The organism is Streptomyces sp. BI87, assembly GCF_025957665.1.
GTDB classification, from domain to species: Bacteria; Actinomycetota; Actinomycetes; order Streptomycetales; family Streptomycetaceae; genus Streptomyces; species Streptomyces albidoflavus.
Map to the genome: position 1 here is coordinate 1,636,588 of NZ_CP110079.1, position 21,634 is coordinate 1,658,221.

Below are 21,634 nucleotides of genomic sequence, written 5' to 3' on the forward strand. Positions count from 1 at the left end.
CGCGGCCGGCCGCCTCGGCGGCGCCCGTGGGACCGGGTGGTCCGGTGTCGCGTCGGATCATGGGTGTCTGGGCCGTCATGGGTGTCTGGGCCGTACAGCATCCGTCGCCCCCCTCGCGGTTCTTGGCTTTCTCTCCCCTGGCGCCTGTCGTCCTGGCGCCACCCCTGCCGCGACGATACACCAGGATGGTCACTCAGGGACAGGGGTCACCTACATACAGTGACCGAACGTGGCTGTTGACCACCCGTAGCGCCCGATTCGCTGCGGAGCGTGGCCGTTCGGGGCTCTCGGGAGCCCTTGCCCGGCAGGGCGCGCCCTCCGGGCAAGGGGCCCCGTCCCGCCCGCACGTGCCGGTGGCAACCCTGCCACGCGGCGGAGCGGTGAGCGGAACATCGGGTTCCGCGCGGGGGGTCAGGTGGTCGTGTGCACCACGTTGTCGAGCGGCTCGCCCGCCGTCCAGCGGGTCAGCTGACGGGCCAGCAGCCGCTTGGCGCGCGGCAGGAACGCGGACGTCGAGCCGCCCACGTGGGGGCTGATGAGCACTCCCGGAGCGTGCCACAGCGGGTGACCCGCGGGCAGCGGTTCGGGGTCGGTCACGTCCAGGGCGGCGGTCAGCCGGCCGCTCTCCACCTCGGCGAGGAGCGCCTTGGTGTCCACGACGGGGCCGCGCGCGACGTTGACGAGGAGGGCGCCGTCCCGCATGCGGGCGAGGAAGTCGGCGTCGGCCAGCCCCCGGGTGGCCTCGGTCAACGGCGTGGAGAGCACCACCACGTCCGCCTGGGGCAGCAGGGAGGGCAGTTCGGCGAGCGGATGCACCGGGCCGCGCTCCGTGTCACGGGCGGAGCGCGCGACGCGCAGCACCCGCGCGCACTCGAAGGGCGCGAGCCGGTCTTCGATCGCCGAGCCGATCGAGCCGTAGCCGACGATCAGGACGGTCTTGTCGGCGAGCGCGGGGTAGAAGCCGGAGCGCCACTCCTCCTGGCGCTGGCCCTCGACGAAGCGGGGGATGCCGCGCAGCGAGGCCAGTATCAGGGCGAGGGCCAGCTCGGCGGTGCTCGCCTCGTGGACGGAGCGCGCGTTGCACAGGCGCACGCCGGGGTGGAGCTGCGCCATCCCGGCCTGGACGTGGTCGACGCCGGCGGAGAGCGTCTGCACGACCTCGGCCCGGGCCATCCCTGCCAGGGGGCGCACGGCGATCTCCGCGCCCTTCAGATAGGGGACGACGTAGAAGGCGCAGTCGGCGGGATCGGCGGGGAAGGTGTCGCCGCCGTCCCAGAAACGGTAGGTCAGGCCGTGATCGGCGGCGGACGGAAGGCCCGGGATCTCCTCGGGTGCGAACGGGAGCCACACATCGGTAGTCATGGTCAGGAGGCTATGCGAACCGCCCGGAGGGCCAGAGGTTACGTTGGGGTCGCTCGGAGGCGCAGCGGGAGGGTCAGGCCAGGTGGAGCGCAGGACGATCGGCGCGACGGCGCTCGAAGTCGGGGCGGTGGGGCTCGGATGCATGCCGATGAGCTGGGCGTACGCCGCCTCGCGGCAGCGGGGCGAGGAGTCGCTGCGGGCGCTCAACACCGCCCTGGACGCGGGGGTCTCGCTGCTGGACACGGCCGACATGTACGGCCCTTTCACCAACGAGCTGCTGCTCGGCAGGGTGTTGCGGGACCGGCGCCGGGAGGCGTTCGTGTCGACCAAGTGCGGTCTGCTCGTCGGTGACCAGCACATCGTGGCCAACGGCCGCCCCGGGTACGTGAAGCGGGCGTGCGACGCCTCGCTGCGGCGGCTCCAGACGGACGTGATCGACCTGTACCAGCTGCACCGCGCCGACCCTGAGGTGCCGGTGGAGGAGACCTGGGGCGCGATGGCTGAGCTGGTCGCGGCGGGCAAGGTGCGCGCGCTGGGACTGTGCGCGGTCGGTGCGCGGGGCGGTCGCCGCGGCGGCGGCCCGCTGGACGGCGAGGCGCTGTACGCGGGAACGATTCGCCAGCTGGAGCGGGTCCAGCAGGTCTTTCCCGTCAGCGCCGTCCAGGCCGAACTGTCGGTCTGGTCGCCGGAGGCGCTGGCCACGCTGCTGCCGTGGTGCACCGCGCGCGGCGTGGGCCTGATGGCGGCGATGCCGCTGGGGAACGGTTTCCTCAGCGGCACACTCCGCCCCGGGGAGGGGTTCGAGCCCCAGGACCTGCGGGCCCGCCATCCCCGGTTCACCGCCGAGATGATGGCCGCCAACCAGCCGCTGGTGGCGGGGTTGCGCCGGGTCGGGGAGCGGCACGGCGCGACCCCGGCGCAGGTGGCGCTGGCGTGGGTGCTGGGGCGGTCCCCGCTGGTGGTGCCGGTGCCGGGGGCGAAGCAGGCCCGCTGGGTCGCGGAGAACGCGGCGGCCGCCGGGCTACGGCTGACCGCCCGGGACCTCGCGGAGATCGACGGGCTGCCGCCGGCGCAGGGCTCGTGGGACTGAGCCTCGGCCCGGGCCGGACGCCGCGGTGCACGAGGTTGACGTCCGCGGATGCCCCGGGAGGCTGAGAAACCGGTGACAGAACGTCGCAGTTCACGGCTGATCGGAGCCTTTCGCGCATTCCGGCGGGAGCAGCGGGTTAGGAACCAACCAACACCGTCGTGAAGGGACCGAAGATGCCGACCACTCCGCCCGACCTCCGCACACCCCCGCCCCGCCCGGCGCCGCCGGGGAGGCCGGCCGGGCGCTGCCGCCCGCTGGGAGCGGTCACGGCGGCGGTGGCGATGGCTCTCCTGGGGGCAGGCTGCTCCTCGGGCCCCGCCGAGCCGGAGAACGGGCCCTCCTCACCGGGTTCGGCGAGCCCGTCCGGTTCCGGATCACCGTCGGCGGCCTCCGACGCGCCGCCGGACAAGGGATCGGTGGAGGTGGTCCGCACCCTCGCGACCGGCCTGGAGTCCCCCTGGGGCCTGGCCCCGCTGCCCGACGGGAACCTCCTGGTGGCCTCCCGGGACGAGGGCGAGATCGTCCAGGTCGACGGCGACTCCGGCAAGACCAGCGAGGCCGGCCAGGTGCCCGGGGTCGACGCCGAGGGCGAGGGCGGCCTGCTCGGCCTGGCCCTCTCCCCCGACTTCGCCACGGACCAGTTGGTGTACGCCTACTTCACCACCGCCTCGGACAACCGCATCGCCACCATGCGGTACGACCCGAAGAAACCCGCCGGTGAACGGCTCTCCGCACCCAGCACGATCTTCAAGGGCATCCCCAAGGGCTTCACCCACAACGGCGGCCGGATCGCCTTCGGCCCCGACAAGATGCTCTACGTCGGCACCGGCGAGACCGGCGACAAGGGCCTGGCGCAGGACAAGAAGTCCCTCGGCGGCAAGATCCTTCGGATGACCCCGGAAGGCGAGCCGGCCCGGGGCAATCCTGACCAGGACTCGGTCGTCTGGTCCTACGGCCACCGCAACGTCCAGGGGCTGGCCTGGGACGAGGACCGCCGGCTCTGGGCCTCGGAGTTCGGCCAGGACACCTGGGACGAGCTGAACCACATCGAGAAGGACGGCAACTACGGCTGGCCGGACGTGGAGGGCGAGGGCGACGGGAACGGCGACTTCCGCGACCCCGTGGAGCAGTGGCGCACGGCCGACGCCTCACCGAGCGGCATCGCCGTCGCCGAGGGTTCGGTGTGGATGGCGGGCCTGCGCGGCGAACGGCTCTGGCGCATCCCGCTCTCCGGCGACAAGCCCTCGGCCAAGCCCCAGGCGTTCCTGGAGGGCGACTACGGCCGGCTGCGCACCGTCGTCTCCGCGGGCGGCGACAAGCTGTGGGTGGTGACCAACGAGACAGACGGCAGGGGTTCCCCCGAGAAGGACGACGACCGGATTCTGGAGGTGCGGGTGCGCTGATCGCGGACCAGCCGCTCCGGCGGCCCGCGCCATGGAGGTGGTCAGGTGTTCAACCTCATCGAGCAGCTCTTCGCTCCCGGACGGCGCCACACCGCGGAGGAGAAGAAGCGCCTTGAACTGACGCGGGTCGACGCCGACGCGGCCGACCCCGGCAAGGGGCCGATCGACCTTGCTTCGGGGCATGTGGTGATTCGGGTGCCTGGGCGACGGGGGGAGTGAGGGGCGGGGGGGGCGGATGGCTTGAGGGCCTGAGGCGGGTGGGCTGAAGGTCAGGGCCCTGGGCCAAGGTGGGGCTGAGGGCTGCCCTGGAGTGGGGGTTGGGGTGGGGAGGGGGCGGGGGGTGCCTCTATGGCTTTCGTCAAGGCATCCCCCAGCACCTCAAACCCCCACCCCCTTCTCCCCACCCCCGGCTCCCCCACCAACACCCTCGGACTCACTCCCACCCGGCCCCCCGCCCACCAACCGCAACCGATGCGCCACCGCCGCCGCCTCACCCCTGCTGGACACCTCCAGCTTGGCCAGGATGTGGGAGACGTGGACGCTGGCAGTTTTCGGGGAGATGAAGAGTTCCTCGGCGATGTGGCGGTTGGTGCGGCCGGCCACGAGGAAACTCAGGACCTCGCGTTCGCGGCGGGTGAGGCCGAGGGCTTCGGCGGGGTCGGTGGGGGTGTCGGGCCGGGGTGTCGGCGGGCGGGTGCTCAGGGGGAGGCGGGCCCGGCGGGCGAGGAGGTCGATGGAGTCGGCGAGGGGACGGGCGCCGAGGAGGCGGGCGGTGGCGCGGGCGGAGCGGAGGAGTTCGGCGGCCTGGGTCCGGCCGGGGCCGGGCCGGGTGCCGGAGTGGGCGAGGAGGGCCTCGGCGTGGCGGAGGGCGACGCGGGCGAGGTCCCAGGGGCGTTCCAGGGGCAGGAACCGCTGGTGGGTGTCGGCCCAGTCCTCGACGGTGTCCTGTCCCTCCCCGCGCCGGAGTTCGGCCCGTACCCAGGCGGCCTGGGCCTCGCAGACCGGTACGAAGGTGACGAGGTTCTTGGCGAGGTGGCGGACGAGGGCGATGTGGTCGGCGCGGCCTTCCTCGGCACCGGGCAGTCCGCGGGCGTCGGACTCGGTGGTGGCCGCGGCGACCAGCAGGGGCCAGGCGTAGCGCTGCGTACCGGGTGGGAAGCCGGCTTCGGCGGCGGCGCGGAGTTCGGCGCGGGCGTCGTGGACGCGGCCTTCGGCGGCGGCGATGGAGAGGCGGGCGGTGGCCAGCGGCAGGGCGTGCTGGGGCATGGCCCCGTGGCTGCCGACGCGGGAGCGGGCGAGGGCGTCCTGCCGGACGGCGGTGCCGAGGTCGCCGCGGGCGAGGGCGATGACGGTGCGGCTGTGGGCGGCCATGCCGGCGGGCTTGGCCTGTCCGGTCAGTCCGGCGGCGGCGTCGGCGCTGCGCAGTGCCTCGTCCCAGCGGCCGAGGGAGATCAGTGACTCGGCGTGGTTGGCGTGGATGAAGGTGGCGGTGAAGAGGAGGCCGTACCGGTCGCACTCCTTGAGGCCCTGTTCGATGAGGGCGGCGGCCTCGGCGGAGCGGCCGAGCCCTTCGAGGTGGGAGGGGAGGTTGACGTAGCAGCGGCCGATCTGGTGGGGGCGTTCGCGGCGCAGGGCGTCGGCGAGGACGGCGCGGAGTTCGGCGAGGCCGGTGTCGATGTCGCCGGAGTCGATGCGCAGTCCGGCGAGGGTGCCGCGGGCGGCGAGTTCGACGTCGTCGTCGGCGCCGACCATGCGGGCGTACTGGACGGCGCGTTCGGCGGCGGCGTACGCCTCGGGCCCCGGGCGGTGGAGCATCCACCAGGAGGCGACGCAGGAGAGGACCTCGGCGTGCATCTCGGAGGGCGGCAGGCCGCGGACGAGTTCCTGGGCGGTGTGGAGTTCCTGCCAGCCGTCGCCGCGGCCGACGCTCTCGGCGACGCGCGAGCGCTGCACCCAGAACCAGGCGGCGAAGAGGGGCTCGTCCCAGCTCTCTCCGGTGCTCGCCGGTTCGCCGAGCATCCGGACGGCCTTCTTTGCGATCTTGTAGGCGCGTTCGCGCTGGCCGCAGAGGCGTCCGGCGACGGCGGCGTCGGCCATCAGGTGGAGGTAGCGCAGCGGCGCGTCGGGGCCTTCGCCGGTGCCCGGTCCCCGGCGGGCGGTCAGGTGGAGGTAGACCTCGGCGTGGTCGGCGCTGCGCAGGGCGCCGCGTATCTCCTCGGGGACGCCGTCCCAGAGTTCCATGGCGCGTTCCAGCAGGGTGAACTGCTCGGCGTAGGCGTGCCGGCGGCGGGCCTCGGCGGCGGCGCGGAGGACGGCGGGGAGGGCTTTGGCGGCGTCGTGGGCGCGGTACCAGTACCCGGCGAGCCGGGTGGCGTAGGCGTCGGGGGCGACAAGGGTGGGGTCGGCCGCCAGTGCTTCGGCGAACTGGCGGCCGATGCGGGCGCGTTCGCCGGGCAACAGGTCGTCGGTGACGGCTTCGCGGACGAGCGCGTGGCGGAAGCGGTAGCCGTCGCCGTCCTCGCTGGGCAGCAGGATGTGGGCGCCGACGGCGGCCCGGAGCGCGTCGAGCAGGTCGGTCTCGGGGAGCCGGGCGACGGCGGCGAGCAGGGCGTACTCGGTGGTGGGGCCGCCTTCGGCGGCGAGCCGGACGAGGTGCTGGCTGCGTTCGGGGAGGGCTTCGACGCGGACGAGGAGGAGGTCGCGCAGGGAGTCGGTGAGGCCGGCGTGGCAGCCGGAGCGGGCGGCGACGGTGAGTTCCTCGACGAAGAAGGCGTTGCCCTCGGAGCGGGCGAAGACCTCGTCGACGGTGGAGTCGTCGGGTTCGGCGGCGAGGATTCCGGCGAGCTGGCCGGCGACCTCGGCGCGGTTGAAGCGGGGCAGTTCGAGGCGCTGGACGGTGCGGAGCCGGTCGAGTTCGGCGAGCAGGGGGCGCAGCGGGTGGCGCCGGTGGATGTCGTCGGCGCGGTAGCTGGCGAGGACGAGGAGGCGGCCGGTGCGCAGGGTGCGGAAGAAGTAGGCGATGAGGCGGCGGGTGGAGGCGTCGGCCCAGTGCAGGTCCTCGACGACGAGGACGACGGTGCGGGCGGCGGCGAGGTGTTCCAGGAGACGGGCGGTCAGGTCGAAGAGGCGGGCGGTGCCTTCCTCCCCGGAGCGGGCGAGGGCGGCTTCGCCGAGGTCGGGCAGGAGCCGGGCGAGTTCGCCCTCCTGCCCGGCGGCGCCGGCGGCGAACTCCTCGGGGAGCAGGCGGCGCAGGGTGCGCAGCACGGCGGCGAACGGGGCGAACGGCAGTCCTTCGGTGCCGCTCTCCACACAGGCGCCGAGGGCGACGAGGGCCCCTTGTCCGGCGGCCTCGGCGGTGAACTCCTCCAGGAGCCGGGTCTTGCCGACGCCGGCCTCGCCGCCGATCAGCAGGGCCTGGGGTTCTCCTGCCCTCACGTCCGTCAACGCCCGGCGCAGGGTGCCGAGTTCTGTGGCGCGTCCGACGAAGACAGGGCTGACCGACTTGTGTTCCACGCCGGTGAGCATCGCACACGCCTCCCTCGCCGGGGCGGCCCGGCGGGGAGGCGGTACGGGCCGCCCGGCCCAGTGCACGGTGTTCACGCGGCCCAGGCGCGGGGCGGCCGGACTTCCCGGTCCTTCCTGTCCTGGCCTGCCCTGCGGGCCGGGCGCCCGGTGGCGGGGCGCGGCTCGGCGCGGCGGGCGAGCCGGTCGTGTGCGGCCTCTTCGATGAGTTCGGCGGAGCGGAGCCGGTAGAGCGCGTAGTCGAACATGGGGTCCCCCGGGTGTGTGGTGCGAGGCCGCCGGGCTTCTCCCCGGCGGTGTCCCCGACTCTCCTCGCGCAGGGTGACCGGCCGCATCGGGAGGATGGCCGATCCCGGGGGCTGCGGGGCCTTAGACCCCGGGCCCTGCGGTCTTAGGGCGTGCCGTAGGCCGTGCTGACTCCGCCCCGGGGTGCTCCTCGCGTAAGGCGGTCCGCTCACACGTCCGGAGCAGCCCGCCCGCCGCCCGGGGGGTGTACGTCGCAGAGTGGGACCATGTCGCGCCTTCCCGCCGCCTGTCTCCACACCCACCTCTTCCGGGGTGCCCGCGTCCTGGTGGACGGGGTCGACGATCCGTCGGGGTATGCGCGGGCGCCTCGTCCGCTGGAGCTGGCGCTGCGTTTCTCGGACGGTGCCCCGGCCGACGCGGAGGTGCTGGTCTCCCCCGAGTCCGGCGAGACGGTCCTGGCGGTCGGCGCGTACACGACGGAGGCGGGTACGTTCCTGTCGTCGAGGTCGTGGCTGGTCAGCGGGGTGGCGGCGCGGGACGCGGGGGTCGAGCTGAGCATCGGCGTGCGGGTCGGCTGAGTGTGCCGGGGTGCACGACCGCCCCGCCTCGCCCCGCGTGCGGCGGGGCGGGGCGGGGCGGGTGGGTGCGGGGTTCAGCCCGCCGAGGGCACGCCGAGGAGGAGCCCGGTGTACTTGGAGAGGGCGAGCAGGAGTCCGACGAGGCCGACGGCGACGCCTGCCCAGGCGGCCGAGCGGACCCAGACGGGGCCGGTGCGCGCCGGCCAGTAGGCGACGCGGAGTACCACGCCGATGCCGACGAGCAGGCCGACGGCGGCGAAGGCGCCGCCGACGAGGGCCGCGGCCTCCCAGGAGTCGCCGTAGATGGCCTGGACCTGGTCGGCGACGCCGGCGCCCTGGGAGGTCTCCAGCTGGCCGATGAGGGAGGCGCGGGCGGAGGCGATGGTGCCGAGCCAGCCGCCGGTCAGCGAGACGACGCCGAGGACGACGGAGACGATGGCGGCGGCTCCGGCGGCGATCCCCGTGGGGGCTGCCGTGGCGGTGTCCTCGGCCGTCACCTCGTCGTCGGCCTCGTGGTCGTCGACGACCTCGTCGCCGTGCGTCTCTGCCGTCGCGGGCGCCCCCTTGCCCACCGGGTCCTTCTCCTCGCCGGGGGTCTTCCCGGGCGTGGTCCCGTGGGTGTCCTGCTGCTCGTCCTCCGCTCCGGTCGCCGGGCGCTTGCCGTCAGCCGTCTTGGTATCCATGTCGGGCACCGTACGGATGGAGTCTGAGAGTCCGCTTAACGGAGCGCGGCGGAGCGGACGGGGTCCTCGTCCGGGGTGCGCGGTACGGGTACCTCCGCCGGGTGGGCGGCCCGCTGCTCGGGCGGCCCTTCGATGCTGATGCGGGGCAGGACGCGGTCCAGCCAGCCGGGCAGCCACCAGTTGGCGCGGCCCAGCAGGTGCATGAGGGCGGGGACCAGCAGCGTACGGAGGACGAAGGCGTCCAGGGCGACGGCGACGGCGAGCGCGATGCCGAACATGGCGATGAGCCGGTCGCCGCTGAGCACGAAGGCGAGGAAGACGGAGATCATGATGACGGCGGCCGAGTTGATGACCCGCCCGGTCTCGGCGAGCCCGACGCGTACGGCGCGGGTGTTGTCGCCGGTGGCGAGCCATTCCTCGTGCATGCGGCTGACCAGGAAGACCTGGTAGTCCATGGAGAGCCCGAAGAGGACCGAGACCATGATCACGGGGAGGAAGGGCTCGATCGGCCCCGAGCTGCCGAGGCCGAGGAGTTCGCTCCCCCAGCCCCACTGGAAGATCGCCACGATGACGCCGAAGGCGCCGGCGACGGCCATCACGTTCATCAGGGCGGCCTTGAGCGGGATGCCGACCGAGCGGAAGGCGAGCAGCAGCAGGGCGAAGCCGAGGCCGATGACGACGCCGATGAAGAGGGGCAGCTTGCCGACGATCAGTTCGGCGAAGTCGTCGTAGGCGGCGGTCACCCCGCCGACCTTGAGGTCGAGCCCGGTGCCCGTCTCGGCGCGCGGCAGGACGTCGGCGCGGAGCCGGTCGACCAGCGCGCTGGTCTCCTCGGACTGCGGTGAGGAGGTGGGGACGACGGTGAGCAGGGCGGTGTCGGAGGCGTCGTTGAAGATGACGGGGGTGACACCGGCGACGCCCTCGGTCTGCCTCAGGGTCTGCTCCAGGCCGTCGAGGGCGAGGCGGTCCGGGGCGCCGCCGACCTCGGTGACGAGGGTGAGGGGGCCGTTGACGCCGGGCCCGAACTCGTCGGCGAGCAGGTCGTACGCCTGACGGGTGGTGCTGGAGGCCGGGTTGTTGCCCTGGTCGGAGGTGCCGAGGTGGAGGGTGAGCATGGGCAGCGCCAGGACGGCCATGACGGCGGTGGCGAGGACGCCGAGGAGCTTGGGGTGCCGCTCGACGAAGCGGGACCAGCGCGCGGCGAACCCGGTGGGCGGCTCCGACAGCGGCCCCTCCGCGGCGAGCCGGCGCCGCTCACGGCGGCTGAGGGCGCGCGGTCCGATGTACGCGAGGAGGGCGGGGAGCAGGGTGAGGGAGGCCGCGACCGTCAGCAGCACGGTGAGGGAGGCGGCGATGGCGACGCCGTTGAGGAACTCCAGCCTCAGGATGAGCATGCCGAGCAGGGCGATGCAGACGGTGGCGCCGGCGAAGACGACGGCCCGGCCGGTGGTGGCGACGGCGCGGCCGGCGGCCGCCTCGACGGTGAGGCCCTGTTTCAGTCCGGTGCGGTGCCGGGTGACGATGAACAGGGCGTAGTCGATGCCGACGCCGAGGCCGATGAGCATGCCGAGCATGGGGGCGAAGTCGGCGACGGTCATGACGTGGCCGAGCAGCACGATCCCGGCGTAGGCGATGCCGACGCTGACCAGGGCGGTGGCGATGGGCAGCAGGGAGGCGGCGAGGGAGCCGAAGGCGAGGAAGAGGACGACGGCGGCGACGGCCACGCCGATGAGTTCGGCGGTGTGCAGCGCGGGCGCCTCGGTGAGGGCGACGGCCGAGCCGCCCACCTCGACCTGGAGCCCGTCGCCGTCGGCCGCGTGCGCGGCGTCCACCACCGCCTGGGCCTGGGCGGGGCTGATGTCGCTGGTCTGCGCGGCGAAGGTGACGGTGGCGTAGGCGGTGCGGCCGTCCTCGCTGACACCGCCACCGGGGCCGGTACCCGCCTCGGCGTAGGGTCCGGCGACGGAGGCGACGCCGGGCAGGCCCGCGATGCGGTCCAGGGCGTGCGTCATGGTCTGCTCGACGTCGGCGGCGCGCACGGAGCTGTCGGGCGCGTGCCAGACGACGGTGTCGCTGTCGCCCGCGAGGCCGGGGAAGCCGCGTTCGATGAGGGCGGTGGCGTCGCCGGACTCGGTGCCGCCGGCCGCGTAGTCGTTGGTGTACGCCGATCCGGCGAGCCCCGCGGCGGTTCCGGCACCACCGAGGACGAGCAGCCAGAGCAGGACGGCCAGGAGGCGGTGGTGCATGCACCAGCGGGCGAGTGCGGCCACGGACGTGCTCCCTCGGGGGGTCGTGCTTCACCGGGGAGCCGTCGGGCACGGGGATGCCCGGGTGGGTACGGCCCGCGAGAAAGCGTGAGCAGTGGTGTCACTCTGGCAGGCGAAAAAGATCCTTTGACCCTTTCGTGCGCTTCGTCACAGACCTTTCCGGGCCCGGTGACGGGCCGTCCCGGCCGTCGCACGCTCCGCACCGGCCGCCTCGCGCCGGGCGCCTCGCCCGGAACGCGCCGAGGGGCGCCCGTACCTCGGCGGTACGGGCGCCCCTCGGGCGTGGCACTGCGGCGGCGTCAGCCCTCGACGCCGAGCTGCGCGAGGATCAGCTCCTTCACGCGGGCGGCGTCGGCCTGGCCGCGCGTCGCCTTCATGACGGCGCCCACCAGGGCGCCGGCGGCCGCGACCTTGCCGCCGCGGATCTTGTCCGCGATGGCCGGGTTGCCGGCGATGGCCTCCTCGACGGCGGTGGTGAGCGCGCCCTCGTCGGAGACGACCTTCAGGCCGCGCTTCTCCACCACGGTGTCCGGGTCGCCCTCGCCCGCGAGCACGCCCTCGATGACCTGGCGGGCCAGCTTGTCGTTGAGGTCGCCGCCCTTGACCAGCTCGGCGACCCGGGCGACCTGCGCCGGGGTGATCGGCAGCCCCTCCAGGGGACGGCCGGTCTCGTTGGCGTTGCGGGCCAGCTCGCCCATCCACCACTTGCGCGCGGCGGCCGCGTCGGCGCCCGCCTCGATGGTGGCGACGATCGGGTCGATCGCCCCGGCGTTGAGGATCGACTGCATGTCGTGCTCGGAGACGCCCCACTCCTCGCGGAGCCGGTTGCGGCGCACGCGGGGGAGTTCGGGCAGGGTGGCGCGCAGTTCCTCGACCCACTCGCGCGGCGGGGCGACCGGCACCAGGTCCGGCTCGGGGAAGTAGCGGTAGTCCTCGGCGTTGTCCTTGATGCGGCCGGCCGTGGTGGAGCCGTCCTCCTCGTGGAAGTGCCGGGTCTCCTGGACGATGGTGCCGCCGGAGGAGAGGACGGCTGCGTGCCGCTGGATCTCGAACCGGGCGGCGCGCTCGACGGAGCGGAGCGAGTTGACGTTCTTCGTCTCCGAACGCGTGCCGAACTCCTGCTGGCCCTTGGGGCGCAGCGAGAGGTTGACGTCGCACCGCATCTGGCCCATCTCCATGCGGGCCTCGGAGACGCCGAGTGCCTTGATCAGCTCGCGCAGCTCGGCGACGTACGCCTTGGCGACCTCGGGGGCCCGCTCGCCCGCGCCCTCGATGGGCTTGGTGACGATCTCGATGAGCGGGATGCCCGCGCGGTTGTAGTCGAGCAGGGAGTGGGACGCGCCGTGGATACGGCCGGTGGCGCCGCCGACGTGGGTCGACTTGCCGGTGTCCTCCTCCATGTGGGCGCGCTCGATCTCCACCCGGAAGACCTCGCCGTCCTCCAGCTGCACGTCGAGATAGCCGTCGAAGGCGATGGGCTCGTCGTACTGGGAGGTCTGGAAGTTCTTCGGCATGTCCGGATAGAAGTAGTTCTTCCGGGCGAACCGGCACCATTCGGCGATCTCGCAGTGGAGCGCCAGGCCGATCTTGACGGCCGACTCCACGCCGACGGCGTTGACGACCGGCAGCGAGCCGGGCAGGCCGAGGCAGGTGGGGCAGGTCTGCGAGTTGGCGTCCGCGCCCAGCTCCGTGGAGCAGCCGCAGAACATCTTGGTCTTGGTGCCGAGCTCGACATGGACCTCCAGGCCCATGACGGGGTCGTACGCCGCGAGCGCGTCGTCGTACGGCACCAGGTCAGTGACAGTCACGGTGAAACTTTTCCCTCTCAGCCCAGCAGGACGTCGTCGTCGCCGAGGCGCTTGAGCTCACGCACGAGCAGGGCGACGCCGGTGACGATCCCGGCCGCGGTCGCGACCGCGTCGACCAGGCTCAGCGTGTCGTGATCGTGGCGGGCGGCCTTCATCTGCTTGTAGACGCTCAGGGCGCCGAAGGCGGTGGTGCCGATGGACAGGTACGTACCGGCCTTGGACTTCTTGAAACCCTTGGCCTTGGACAGTGCACTCACAGGGACGGAGCCTCCTCCAGCAGCGGATGACCCCACTGTTCCACGAAGGCGGCCTCGACGGCTGCCCCGACCTTGTACAGCCGGTCGTCCTTCATGGCGGGGGCGATGATCTGGAGCCCCACCGGAAGGCCGTCCTCCGGGGCGAGGCCGCAGGGCAGCGACATCGCGGCGTTCCCGGCCAGGTTGGTGGGGATGGTGCAGAGGTCGGCGAGGTACATCGCCATGGGGTCGTCGGCCCGCTCCCCGATGGGGAAGGCGGTCGTCGGGGTGGTCGGCGAGACGATCACGTCGACCTCCTCGAAGGCCCGCTCGAAGTCGCGCGTGATGAGCGTGCGGACCTTCTGCGCGGAACCGTAGTACGCGTCGTAGTAGCCGGAGCTGAGCGCGTACGTGCCGAGGATGACGCGGCGCTTGACCTCGTCGCCGAAGCCCTCCTCGCGGGTGATGGCGGTGACCTCTTCGGCCGAACGCGTCCCGTCGTCACCGACGCGCAGCCCGTAGCGCATCGCGTCGAACCGGGCGAGGTTCGAGGAGCACTCGGAGGGCGCGATCAGGTAGTACGCGGAGAGCGCCAGGTCGAACGAGGGGCAGTCCAGCTCGACGATGGTGGCGCCGAGCTTGCGGAGCAGCTCCACGGACTCGTCGAAGCGCTGCACGACGCCGGCCTGGTAGCCCTCGCCGCGGAACTGCTTGACGACGCCTACGCGCATCCCCTCGACCGAGCCGTTGCGGGCGGCCTCGACGACCGGCGGTACCGGGGCGTCGATGGAGGTCGAGTCGAGCGGGTCGTGCCCGGCGATGGCCTCGTGCAGCAGCGCCGCGTCGAGCACGGTACGGGCGCAGGGCCCGCCCTGGTCGAGGGAGCTGGAGAAGGCGACCATGCCGTAGCGGGAGACACCGCCGTAGGTCGGCTTGACGCCGACGGTGCCGGTGACGGCCGCGGGCTGGCGGATGGAGCCGCCGGTGTCCGTGCCGATGGCCAGCGGCGCCTCGAAGGCGGCGAGCGCGGCGGAGGAGCCGCCGCCGGAGCCGCCGGGGATGCGGGTGAGGTCCCAGGGGTTGCCGGTGGGGCCGTAGGCGCTGTTCTCGGTGGAGGACCCCATGGCGAACTCGTCCATGTTGGTCTTGCCGAGGATCACCACGTCGGCGTCCTTGAGCCGCTTGGTGACGGTGGCGTCGTACGGCGGAATCCAGCCTTCGAGGATCTTCGAGCCGACCGTGGTCGGAATGCCCTCGGTGGTGAAGATGTCCTTGAGCGCCAGCGGGACACCGGCGAGCGGGCCGAGCTTCTCGCCGGCCGCGCGCTTGGCGTCGACGGCGCGCGCCTGGGCGAGGGCGCCCTCGCGGTCGACGTGCAGGAAGGCGTGGACCTTCTCGTCGACGGCCTCGATCCGGGCCAGGTGGGCCTCGGTGACCTCGACCGCGGTGAGTTCGCCGGAGGCGATCTTCGCGGCCGTCTCGGCCGCGGTGAGCTTGATGATGCTGTCCGACATGGGCGGTCAGTCCTCCCCGAGGATCTGCGGCACCTTGAAACGCTGCTGCTCCTGGGCGGGCGCGCCGGAGAGCGCCTGCTCCGGGGTGAGCGACGGACGGACCTCGTCCGCGCGCATGACGTTCGTCATCGGCAGCGGGTGGGAGGTCGGCGGTACGTCTTGTCCGGCGACTTCGGAGACGCGGGCGACCGCGCCGAGAATGTCGTCGAGCTGTCCGGCGAAGTGTTCGAGCTCTTCGGCCTTCAGCTCCAGACGCGCCAGCCGAGCGAGGTGAGCGACCTCCTCGCGCGTGATGCCAGGCATGCGGCGATCCTCAGGGTGAGAGTGGCGGATGTGCGACCCCAATCCTATGGGGCCGCACCACCCCCCGACGAAACGCTCCCACGATCCCCCTCTCAGGTGACCCGGGCATCCCCCAGAAACAGCCCGGCCAGAAATCCAGCCCGGCCGGCGCTTGAGGCCATCGTTGACCCGCGCGGGCAGCCGGCCAGCACCCCACCCCCACCCCGGGAGGGGCGAACGTTACTGCGGAGGCCCGGACCGAACGGCCCGCCCAGCCTCCGCCGCCTCGGCGGCGATCTCCGCCGGCCGCCGCCACCCCCGGGCCCCCCGCGCCCGCAACCAGGCCGTCGTCTCCCCTGCGGGCATGGCTGCCGCCACCAACCACCCCTGCACCGCATCGCACCCCAGGTCGCGCAGCCGCTCCCAGGTCTCGTCGTCCTCCACGCCCTCGGCGACGACGAGCAGCCCCAGCGAGTGGGCGAGGTCGACGGTGCACCGCACGATCTCCGCGTCCTCGGTGTCGACGGCCAGCCGGGCGACGAAGCTCCGGTCGATCTTCAGCTCGCTGACCGGCAGCCGCCGCAGGTGGACGAGGGAGGAGTAGCCGGTGCCGAAGTCGTCCAGGGACATCTTCACGCCGTGCCCGGTCAGCCCGGCGAGGGTGTCGGCGGCCCGCTGCGGGTCCTCCAGCAGGACGTGTTCCGTTATCTCCAGCTGGAGCGCACCGGCCGGTACGCCGTGCCGGGCGAGCCGGGCCGCGACGGCGCCCGCGAAGCCGGGGCTGTGGACGTCGCGCGGGGAGACGTTGACCGCCACGGGCACGTTGAGCCCCTGGGCGCGCCAGCGGGCGACCTGGCCGAGCGCGGTCTCCAGGACGTACTCGGTCAGGTGCGGCATCAGCCCGGAGGACTCGGCGATGGCGATGAACTCGTCCGGGGGGACGCGGCCGCGCTCCGGGTGGACCCAGCGCACCAGGGCCTCCAGCCCGGCGACGTGGCCGTCGAAGCGGACCTTCGGCTGGTAGTGCAGCTCGACCTCGCCGGCGTCCAGCGCCCGGCGCAGGTCGCCGAGGAGGCCGAGGCGGTCGGGGGTGTTGGAGTCCCGCTTCGACTCGTAGACCTCGACGCCGGTGCGGTCCCGCTTGGCCTGGTACATCGCGACATCGGCCCGGCGCAGCAGCCCTTCGGCGTCCTGGGCGTGGTCCGGGTAGACGGCGACTCCGGCGCTGGCCTCCAGGACGAGGGTGAGGCCGTCCAGGTCGAGCGGGGAGCCGAGTTCAGCGACGAGGCGGCGGGCGACGCGCTGGGCGGCGGTGGTGGAGTCCGCGACGGGCAGCAGGACGGCGAACTCGTCGCCGCCGAGCCGGGCCGCCTCGGCGCCCCGCGGCAGGGCGGGGCGCAGCCGTTCCGCTATCTGGAGCAGGAGCCGGTCGCCGGCGAGGTGGCCGAGGGTGTCGTTGACCGAGCGGAACCGGTCGAGGTCGATGAGGAGCAGCGCGGAACGGGTCCCGGCCTGTTCGGCCTCGTCGAGGGCGGTCCAGATCCGCTCCAGCAGCCACTGGCGGTTGGGCAGGCCGGTGAGCGGGTCGCGGAGCTGTTCCTCGGCGCGGGCGCGGGCGATCCAGAGCGTGGAGTCGAGGGCGATCAGCGGGATGGAGAAGAGCGGCAGCAGCACCGGCAGGGCGACGGCGACCACGCAGATCAGCGGGGCGATGCCGAGCAGGGCGACGCCCACCAGGCTCTGCCGGATCACCGCGGTGCGGGTGACGGTGGGCAGGGCGCCCGGGTTCGGGGTGTGGACCAGCCAGAGCAGCAGGCGGGTCATCAGCAGGTACCCGGCGGCGGCGAAGAGGACGCCGGTGCCGGTGGCCAGGGTCCAGCTGCGCGGGTCCCAGGGCGTCTCGACGCTCGGGGTGACGCCGGTGAGGGTCAGCAGCAGGGCGGCGGCGGCGATGCCGAGGATGTCGACGGCGCCGTGCAGCAGCCCCTGGCGCCAGCGGTGCCTGCGGGCGACGCCGACGAGGACGACGACGGTGATGCTGACCAGGCCTGCCGGGACCCAGCCGTAGAGCAGCAGGACGGCGAGGGTCAGGGCGGCGCCGGAGCCGGTCCCGCCCCACCAGCGGTCGCGGCCGAGGGCGACGAGGTGGCCGACGACGATGCCGGTGAGGACGGCGAGCGCCCAGCCGGCGGCGCCCGCCGGGAAGAGGGCGTGGCCGGTGGCGACGGCGCGGCCGATGCCGGTGGCGAGGAGGACGACGGCGAGCGCGATGACGGCGATCGGGAGGAGCGGCGTGACACCCTCGGCGGGGCCGGGGGCGTGCGGGGCCCGACGCGGGCCCGTGCGCGCGGCCATGGTGCGGCGCAGACGCGGCCATGAGGCCGGTGCGGCGCTCTCGGTCGGTTCCATTCCGTCCCTCTCCCAGCCGACACGTGCCGCGGGTGCGGGGCCGACGGCCTTGACTGTCACCGCCCGGGTGCCCGGCCGGCCCCGTGAGCCGGCCGGGCACCGCGAGGCGCGTCCCCCAACAGTAGGCCGCTCAGGGCCTTCACGGGCACCGGTCGGAGACGGTTGCCCGAATGAGACCTGGCCACCCCGAAGCATCTGGTATGCGCCGAACGGGTGGCTCGCGAGGGTCACTCGGGAAGCGGAAGTGCCACTTCACGTGCGGCGTCGGGGCCCTGTTCGAGGAGGACGGCGAAGCCCGCCTCGTCCAGGACGGGCACCTTGGCCTGCATGGCCTTGTCGTACTTGGAGCCGGGGTTGTCGCCGACGACCACGAACGAAGTCTTCTTCGAGACAGAACCTGTCACTTTGGCGCCCTGGTTCTGGAGGGCTTCCTTGGCGTTGTCCCGGGTGTGGTGTTCGAGGGTGCCGGTGACGACGACGGTGAGACCCTTTAGCGGGCGGGGGCCCTCGTCCTCGCCGGTGGACTCCTCCTCCATCCGGACGCCGGCCTCGCGCCACTTGCGGACGATCTCGCGGTGCCACTCCTCGGCGAACCAGTTCTTGAGGGAGGCGGCGATGGTCGGGCCGACGCCCTCGGTCTGCGCCAGCTCCTCCTCGGTGGCGGCCTCGATCCGCTCGATGGAGCGGAACTCGCGGGCCAGCGCCTGGGCGGCGACCGGGCCGACGTGGCGGATGGAGAGGCCGGTGAGGACGCGGGCGAGGGGACGCTGCTTGGCCGCCTCGATGTGGTCGAGCATGGCGAGGGTGTTCTTCTTCGCCTCGCCCTGCTTGTTGGCGAAGAAGGTGACGATCTTCTCCTCGCCGGTCTTCGGGTCGCGCTTGGGCAGGCCGCTGTCCGGGTCGAGGACGTAGGAGCGGATGGGCAGGAGCTGGTCGACGGTGAGGTCGAAGAGGTCGCCCTCGTCGCGCAGCGGGGGCTCGGAGGGTTCCAGCGGCTGGGTGAGGGCGGTGGCGGCGACGTAGCCGAAGTTCTCGATGTCGAGGCACTTGCGGCCCGCGAGGTAGTAGATCCGCTCGCGCAACTGGGCCGGGCAGGAGCGGGCGTTGGGGCAGCGGAGGTCGATGTCGCCCTCCTTCATCGGCTTCAGCGGGGTGCCGCATTCAGGGCACTCGGCCGGCATGGTGAAGGGGCGCTCGGTGCCGTCGCGGAGGTCGGCGACGGGGCCGAGGATCTCCGGGATGACGTCGCCGGCCTTGCGCAGGACGACGGTGTCGCCGATGAGGACGCCCTTGGCGCGGACCACGTCCTGGTTGTGCAGGGTGGCGAACTCGACCTCGGAGCCGGCCACGGTGACCGGCTCGACCTGGGCGTACGGGGTGACGCGGCCGGTGCGGCCGACGCCGACGCGGATGTCGATGAGGCGGCTGTTGACCTCCTCGGGCGGGTACTTCCAGGCGATGGCCCAGCGGGGCGCGCGGGAGGTGGAGCCGAGGCGGCCCTGGAGGGGGACCTCGTCGAGCTTGACGACGACGCCGTCGATCTCGTGCTCGACGGAGTGCCGGTGGTCGCCGTAGTACCTGATGAACTCGCGGACGCCGTCGAGTCCTTCGACCACCTTGTTGTGGCGGGCGGTGGGCAGGCCCCAGGAGCGCAGCAGGTCGTAGGCGTGCGAGAGGCAGTCGATGGTGAAGCCCTCGCGGGCGCCGATGCCGTGGACGACCATGTGCAGCGGGCGGGTCGCGGTGACCCGGGGGTCCTTCTGGCGCAGGGAGCCGGCGGCGGCGTTGCGCGGGTTGGCGAAGGGCTTCTCGCCGGCTTCGACGAGGCGGGCGTTGAGCTTCTCGAACTCCTCCATCGGGAAGAAGACCTCGCCGCGGATCTCGACCAGGGCGGGGAGGTCGTCGCCGTGCAGGCGCTCGGGGATGTCGGAGATGGTGCGGACGTTGGGGGTGATGTCCTCGCCGACGCGGCCGTCGCCGCGGGTGGCGGCGCGGGTGAGGCGGCCGTGCTCGTAGGTGAGGTTGACGGCGAGGCCGTCGACCTTGAGCTCGCACAGGAAGTGGTAGCCGGGGGCGCCGACCTCCTTGGCGACGCGCTCGGCCCAGGCGGCCAGTTCCTCGTCGTCGAAGGCGTTGTCGAGGGAGAGCATCCGCTCGACGTGCTGGACGGAGGTGAACTCCGTCTCGTACTGCCCGGCGACCTTCTGGGTGGGCGAGTCGGGGGTGCGCAGCGGCGGGTACTGCTCCTCCAGCTCGGTGAGGGCGCGCAGCTGCCGGTCGAACTCGGCGTCGCTGACGACGGGCTGGTCGTTGACGTAGTAGCGGAAGCGGTGCTCCTCGACCTGTTCGGCGAGGTGCTTGTGGCGCTCCCGCGCGTCCGCGGGAACGTCTGCGTTCTGCTGTTCGCCGGCCACTGTCCTGTCCTCCCGTTTCGTCACTCCGGGTTGTCCGCGAGTGAGTTCGCCGCCCGGACGCAGTGGGCGAGGGCCGCGCGGGCGTAGCCGGGCGAGGCGCCGGCCAGACCGCACGACGGGGTGATCGCCACCGCTTCGGGGAGCAGCCCGGGATTCAGCCCCAGCCTGCGCCACCACGTCCTGACCCCCATGACGCTACCGGCCGGGTCCGACAATGCGGTGTCGGTGCCCGGCACGACACCGGCGAGCAGCCGGAAGCCCGCCTCGACGCCCTCGCCGAGCGCCTCGTCGTCACTCTCGGTGAGCAGGGAGAAATCGAACGAGGCGCCCGCGAATCCGGCCCGGCGCAGCAGGCCGAAGGGGACGGACGGGGCGCAGCTGTGCGCGATGACGGGTCCGTCGTGGACGGCGGCGACCTCGCGCAGGGCGGATTCGACGACCTGGCGGTCGACGGCGCGGTAGGTGCGGTAGCCGCTGGCGGTGCGGACGGTTCCGGCGAGGACCGCCGTGAGGGAGGGCTCGTCGAGCTGGAGGACGAGGCGGGCGCCGGGCACCCGGCGGCGGACCTCGGCGAGGTGGCCGCGGAGCCCTTCGGCGAGGGAGGCGGCGAGGTCGCGGCAGGCCCCGGCGTCGCCGAGGCAGGCTTCGCCGCCGCGGGTCTGGAGGGCGGCGGCGAGCGTCCAGGGGCCGGTGACCTGGAGTTTGAGCGGGCCTTCGTACCCCTGGGTGTACTCCTCCAGGGCGTCGAGGTCCTCGCGGAGCCAGGAGACGGCGCGGCGCATGTCGCGGCCGGGCCGGTCGGCGATCCGCCAGCCGCTGGGCTCCAGCTGGGCGTGGAGGTCGGCCAGGAGGCCTGCCGTGCGGCCGGTCATGTCGGCGCCTGGGCCGCGGGCGGGGAGTTCGGGGAGGTACGGCATGCCCTCGCCGCCCGCGAAGGTGCCGGTCACGGTCCTGGCCGCCTCGCGGGCGTCGCCGCCGGGCATCGAGCCGATGCCGGTGGCGCGCAGGGTGGGGAAGTCGTCGGTGTCGCTCACGCCGGACAGGCTACGGGCCCCGGGGCGGCGCCGGCCCCGGCAGGGCGGGGTGCGGCGCCGGGCCGCCCCGGCGGGGGGGGCGGTCAGCCGCCCGGGCGGATGCTGACGTCGTTGATGACGGCGTCGGCGGGCAGGTCGAGCGCGGTGAGCAGGGTGGTGGCCACCGAGTCGGGGCTGATCCACCGGCCGGGGTCGTACTCCTTGCCCTCCTGCTGGTGGATCTTCTGCTGCATGGCGCTGGCGGTGCGGCCCGGGTAGACGGAGGTGACGCGGACGCCGTGCTCCTGCTCCTCCTGGCGCAGGGCGTCGGCGAGGGCCTTGAGGCCGTGCTTGGCGGCGGCGTAGGCGGCCCAGCCGCCGTTGGCGTTGAGACCGGCGCCGGAGTTGACGAAGACCACGTGGCCGTGGGTCAGGCGGAGCTGCGGCAGGAAGTGGCGGGTCAGTTCGGCGGGGGCGAGGAGGTTGACGTCGATCTGGTGGCGCCAGGTCTTGGGGGTGAGTTCGCCGACGGTGCCGAGGTCGACGACGCCCGCGATGTGCAGCAGGGAGTCGATGCGGTCGGGGAGGGTCTGGTGGGAGAGGGCCCAGGAGATCCGGTCGGGGTCGGCGAGGTCGGCGACGAGGGTGTCGGCGCCGGGGTGGGCGGCGGCCAGTTCGCGGGCGCGGCCGGCGTCGCGGGCGACGAGGACGAGGTGGTCGCCGCGCTCGTGGAGGCGGCGGGCGACGGCGGCGCCGATGCCGGAACCGGCGCCGGTGATCACATGAGTAGCCATGGCCCGCATGATC

17 protein-coding genes are annotated in these 21,634 nt (G+C 73.4%); 4 read left to right on the forward strand and 13 right to left on the reverse strand.

What is annotated here, in order from left to right; genetic code table 11:
* Positions 1-411 precede the first annotated feature (411 nt).
* Positions 412-1,362: a 2-hydroxyacid dehydrogenase gene (locus tag OIM89_RS06965; protein ID WP_254642473.1), complete on the reverse strand. Its 951-nt coding sequence runs from the start codon at positions 1,360-1,362 to the stop codon at positions 412-414.
* An 82-nt stretch (positions 1,363-1,444) separates the two neighbouring features.
* On the opposite strand from OIM89_RS06965, the gene OIM89_RS06970 reads away from it, so the two are divergent.
* The 3 genes from OIM89_RS06970 (at position 1,445) to OIM89_RS06980 (ending at position 4,074) form a co-directional block, all read left to right on the forward strand.
* On the forward strand, positions 1,445-2,452 hold the full coding sequence (locus tag OIM89_RS06970; protein ID WP_030699519.1) for an aldo/keto reductase: 1,008 nt from the start codon (positions 1,445-1,447) through the stop codon (positions 2,450-2,452).
* A 281-nt stretch (positions 2,453-2,733) separates the two neighbouring features.
* Positions 2,734-3,855, forward strand: coding sequence for a PQQ-dependent sugar dehydrogenase (locus OIM89_RS06975; RefSeq protein ID WP_030699520.1), 1,122 nt, complete (start codon positions 2,734-2,736; stop codon positions 3,853-3,855).
* Positions 3,856-3,900: 45 nt separating this feature from the next.
* Entirely contained in the window at positions 3,901-4,074 is a 174-nt protein-coding gene (locus tag OIM89_RS06980; RefSeq protein ID WP_175457560.1) for a DUF6191 domain-containing protein, read from the forward strand.
* 159 nt (positions 4,075-4,233) lie between these two features.
* Here OIM89_RS06980 and OIM89_RS06985 read toward each other — a convergent pair whose 3' ends face one another.
* Positions 4,234-7,380, reverse strand: a complete 3,147-nt coding sequence (locus tag OIM89_RS06985) for a helix-turn-helix transcriptional regulator (protein WP_264491074.1) — start codon at positions 7,378-7,380, stop codon at positions 4,234-4,236.
* A gap of 71 nt (positions 7,381-7,451) precedes the next feature.
* Complete coding sequence (locus OIM89_RS06990; protein ID WP_186009368.1) at positions 7,452-7,625, reverse strand: hypothetical protein; 174 nt, start codon at positions 7,623-7,625, stop codon at positions 7,452-7,454.
* A gap of 264 nt (positions 7,626-7,889) precedes the next feature.
* On the opposite strand from OIM89_RS06990, the gene OIM89_RS06995 reads away from it, so the two are divergent.
* On the forward strand, positions 7,890-8,201 hold the full coding sequence (locus OIM89_RS06995) for a hypothetical protein (protein ID WP_030697507.1): 312 nt from the start codon (positions 7,890-7,892) through the stop codon (positions 8,199-8,201).
* Between the two features lie 74 nt (positions 8,202-8,275).
* On the opposite strand, the gene OIM89_RS07000 is transcribed toward OIM89_RS06995, so the two are convergent.
* From OIM89_RS07000 to OIM89_RS07045, 10 genes are all read right to left on the reverse strand, one after another.
* Positions 8,276-8,884, reverse strand: a complete 609-nt coding sequence (locus OIM89_RS07000) for a hypothetical protein (RefSeq protein ID WP_030697508.1) — start codon at positions 8,882-8,884, stop codon at positions 8,276-8,278.
* Between the two features lie 35 nt (positions 8,885-8,919).
* Positions 8,920-11,154, reverse strand: a complete 2,235-nt coding sequence (locus OIM89_RS07005) for an MMPL family transporter (protein ID WP_264491075.1) — start codon at positions 11,152-11,154, stop codon at positions 8,920-8,922.
* 296 nt (positions 11,155-11,450) lie between these two features.
* Positions 11,451-12,959: an Asp-tRNA(Asn)/Glu-tRNA(Gln) amidotransferase subunit GatB gene (gatB, locus tag OIM89_RS07010; RefSeq protein WP_030697510.1), complete on the reverse strand. Its 1,509-nt coding sequence runs from the start codon at positions 12,957-12,959 to the stop codon at positions 11,451-11,453.
* 17 nt (positions 12,960-12,976) lie between these two features.
* Entirely contained in the window at positions 12,977-13,216 is a 240-nt protein-coding gene (locus OIM89_RS07015; protein ID WP_023416869.1) for a hypothetical protein, read from the reverse strand.
* Positions 13,213-14,709, reverse strand: coding sequence for an Asp-tRNA(Asn)/Glu-tRNA(Gln) amidotransferase subunit GatA (gene gatA / locus OIM89_RS07020; RefSeq protein WP_047140380.1), 1,497 nt, complete (start codon positions 14,707-14,709; stop codon positions 13,213-13,215). The genes OIM89_RS07015 and gatA overlap by 4 nt, the downstream gene beginning before the upstream one ends.
* A 6-nt stretch (positions 14,710-14,715) precedes the next feature.
* Entirely contained in the window at positions 14,716-15,012 is a 297-nt protein-coding gene (gene gatC, locus OIM89_RS07025) for an Asp-tRNA(Asn)/Glu-tRNA(Gln) amidotransferase subunit GatC (protein WP_003951011.1), read from the reverse strand.
* A gap of 219 nt (positions 15,013-15,231) precedes the next feature.
* Positions 15,232-17,400: a putative bifunctional diguanylate cyclase/phosphodiesterase gene (locus OIM89_RS07030; protein WP_030697512.1), complete on the reverse strand. Its 2,169-nt coding sequence runs from the start codon at positions 17,398-17,400 to the stop codon at positions 15,232-15,234.
* Between the two features lie 227 nt (positions 17,401-17,627).
* Positions 17,628-19,814: an NAD-dependent DNA ligase LigA gene (ligA, locus tag OIM89_RS07035; RefSeq protein WP_264491076.1), complete on the reverse strand. Its 2,187-nt coding sequence runs from the start codon at positions 19,812-19,814 to the stop codon at positions 17,628-17,630.
* 20 nt (positions 19,815-19,834) lie between these two features.
* Positions 19,835-20,848, reverse strand: coding sequence for a methionine synthase (locus OIM89_RS07040; protein WP_030697514.1), 1,014 nt, complete (start codon positions 20,846-20,848; stop codon positions 19,835-19,837).
* A gap of 83 nt (positions 20,849-20,931) precedes the next feature.
* A complete protein-coding gene (locus OIM89_RS07045; protein WP_217467391.1) occupies positions 20,932-21,630 on the reverse strand; it encodes an SDR family oxidoreductase in 699 nt (232 codons plus the stop codon).
* Positions 21,631-21,634: the final 4 nt, after the last annotated feature.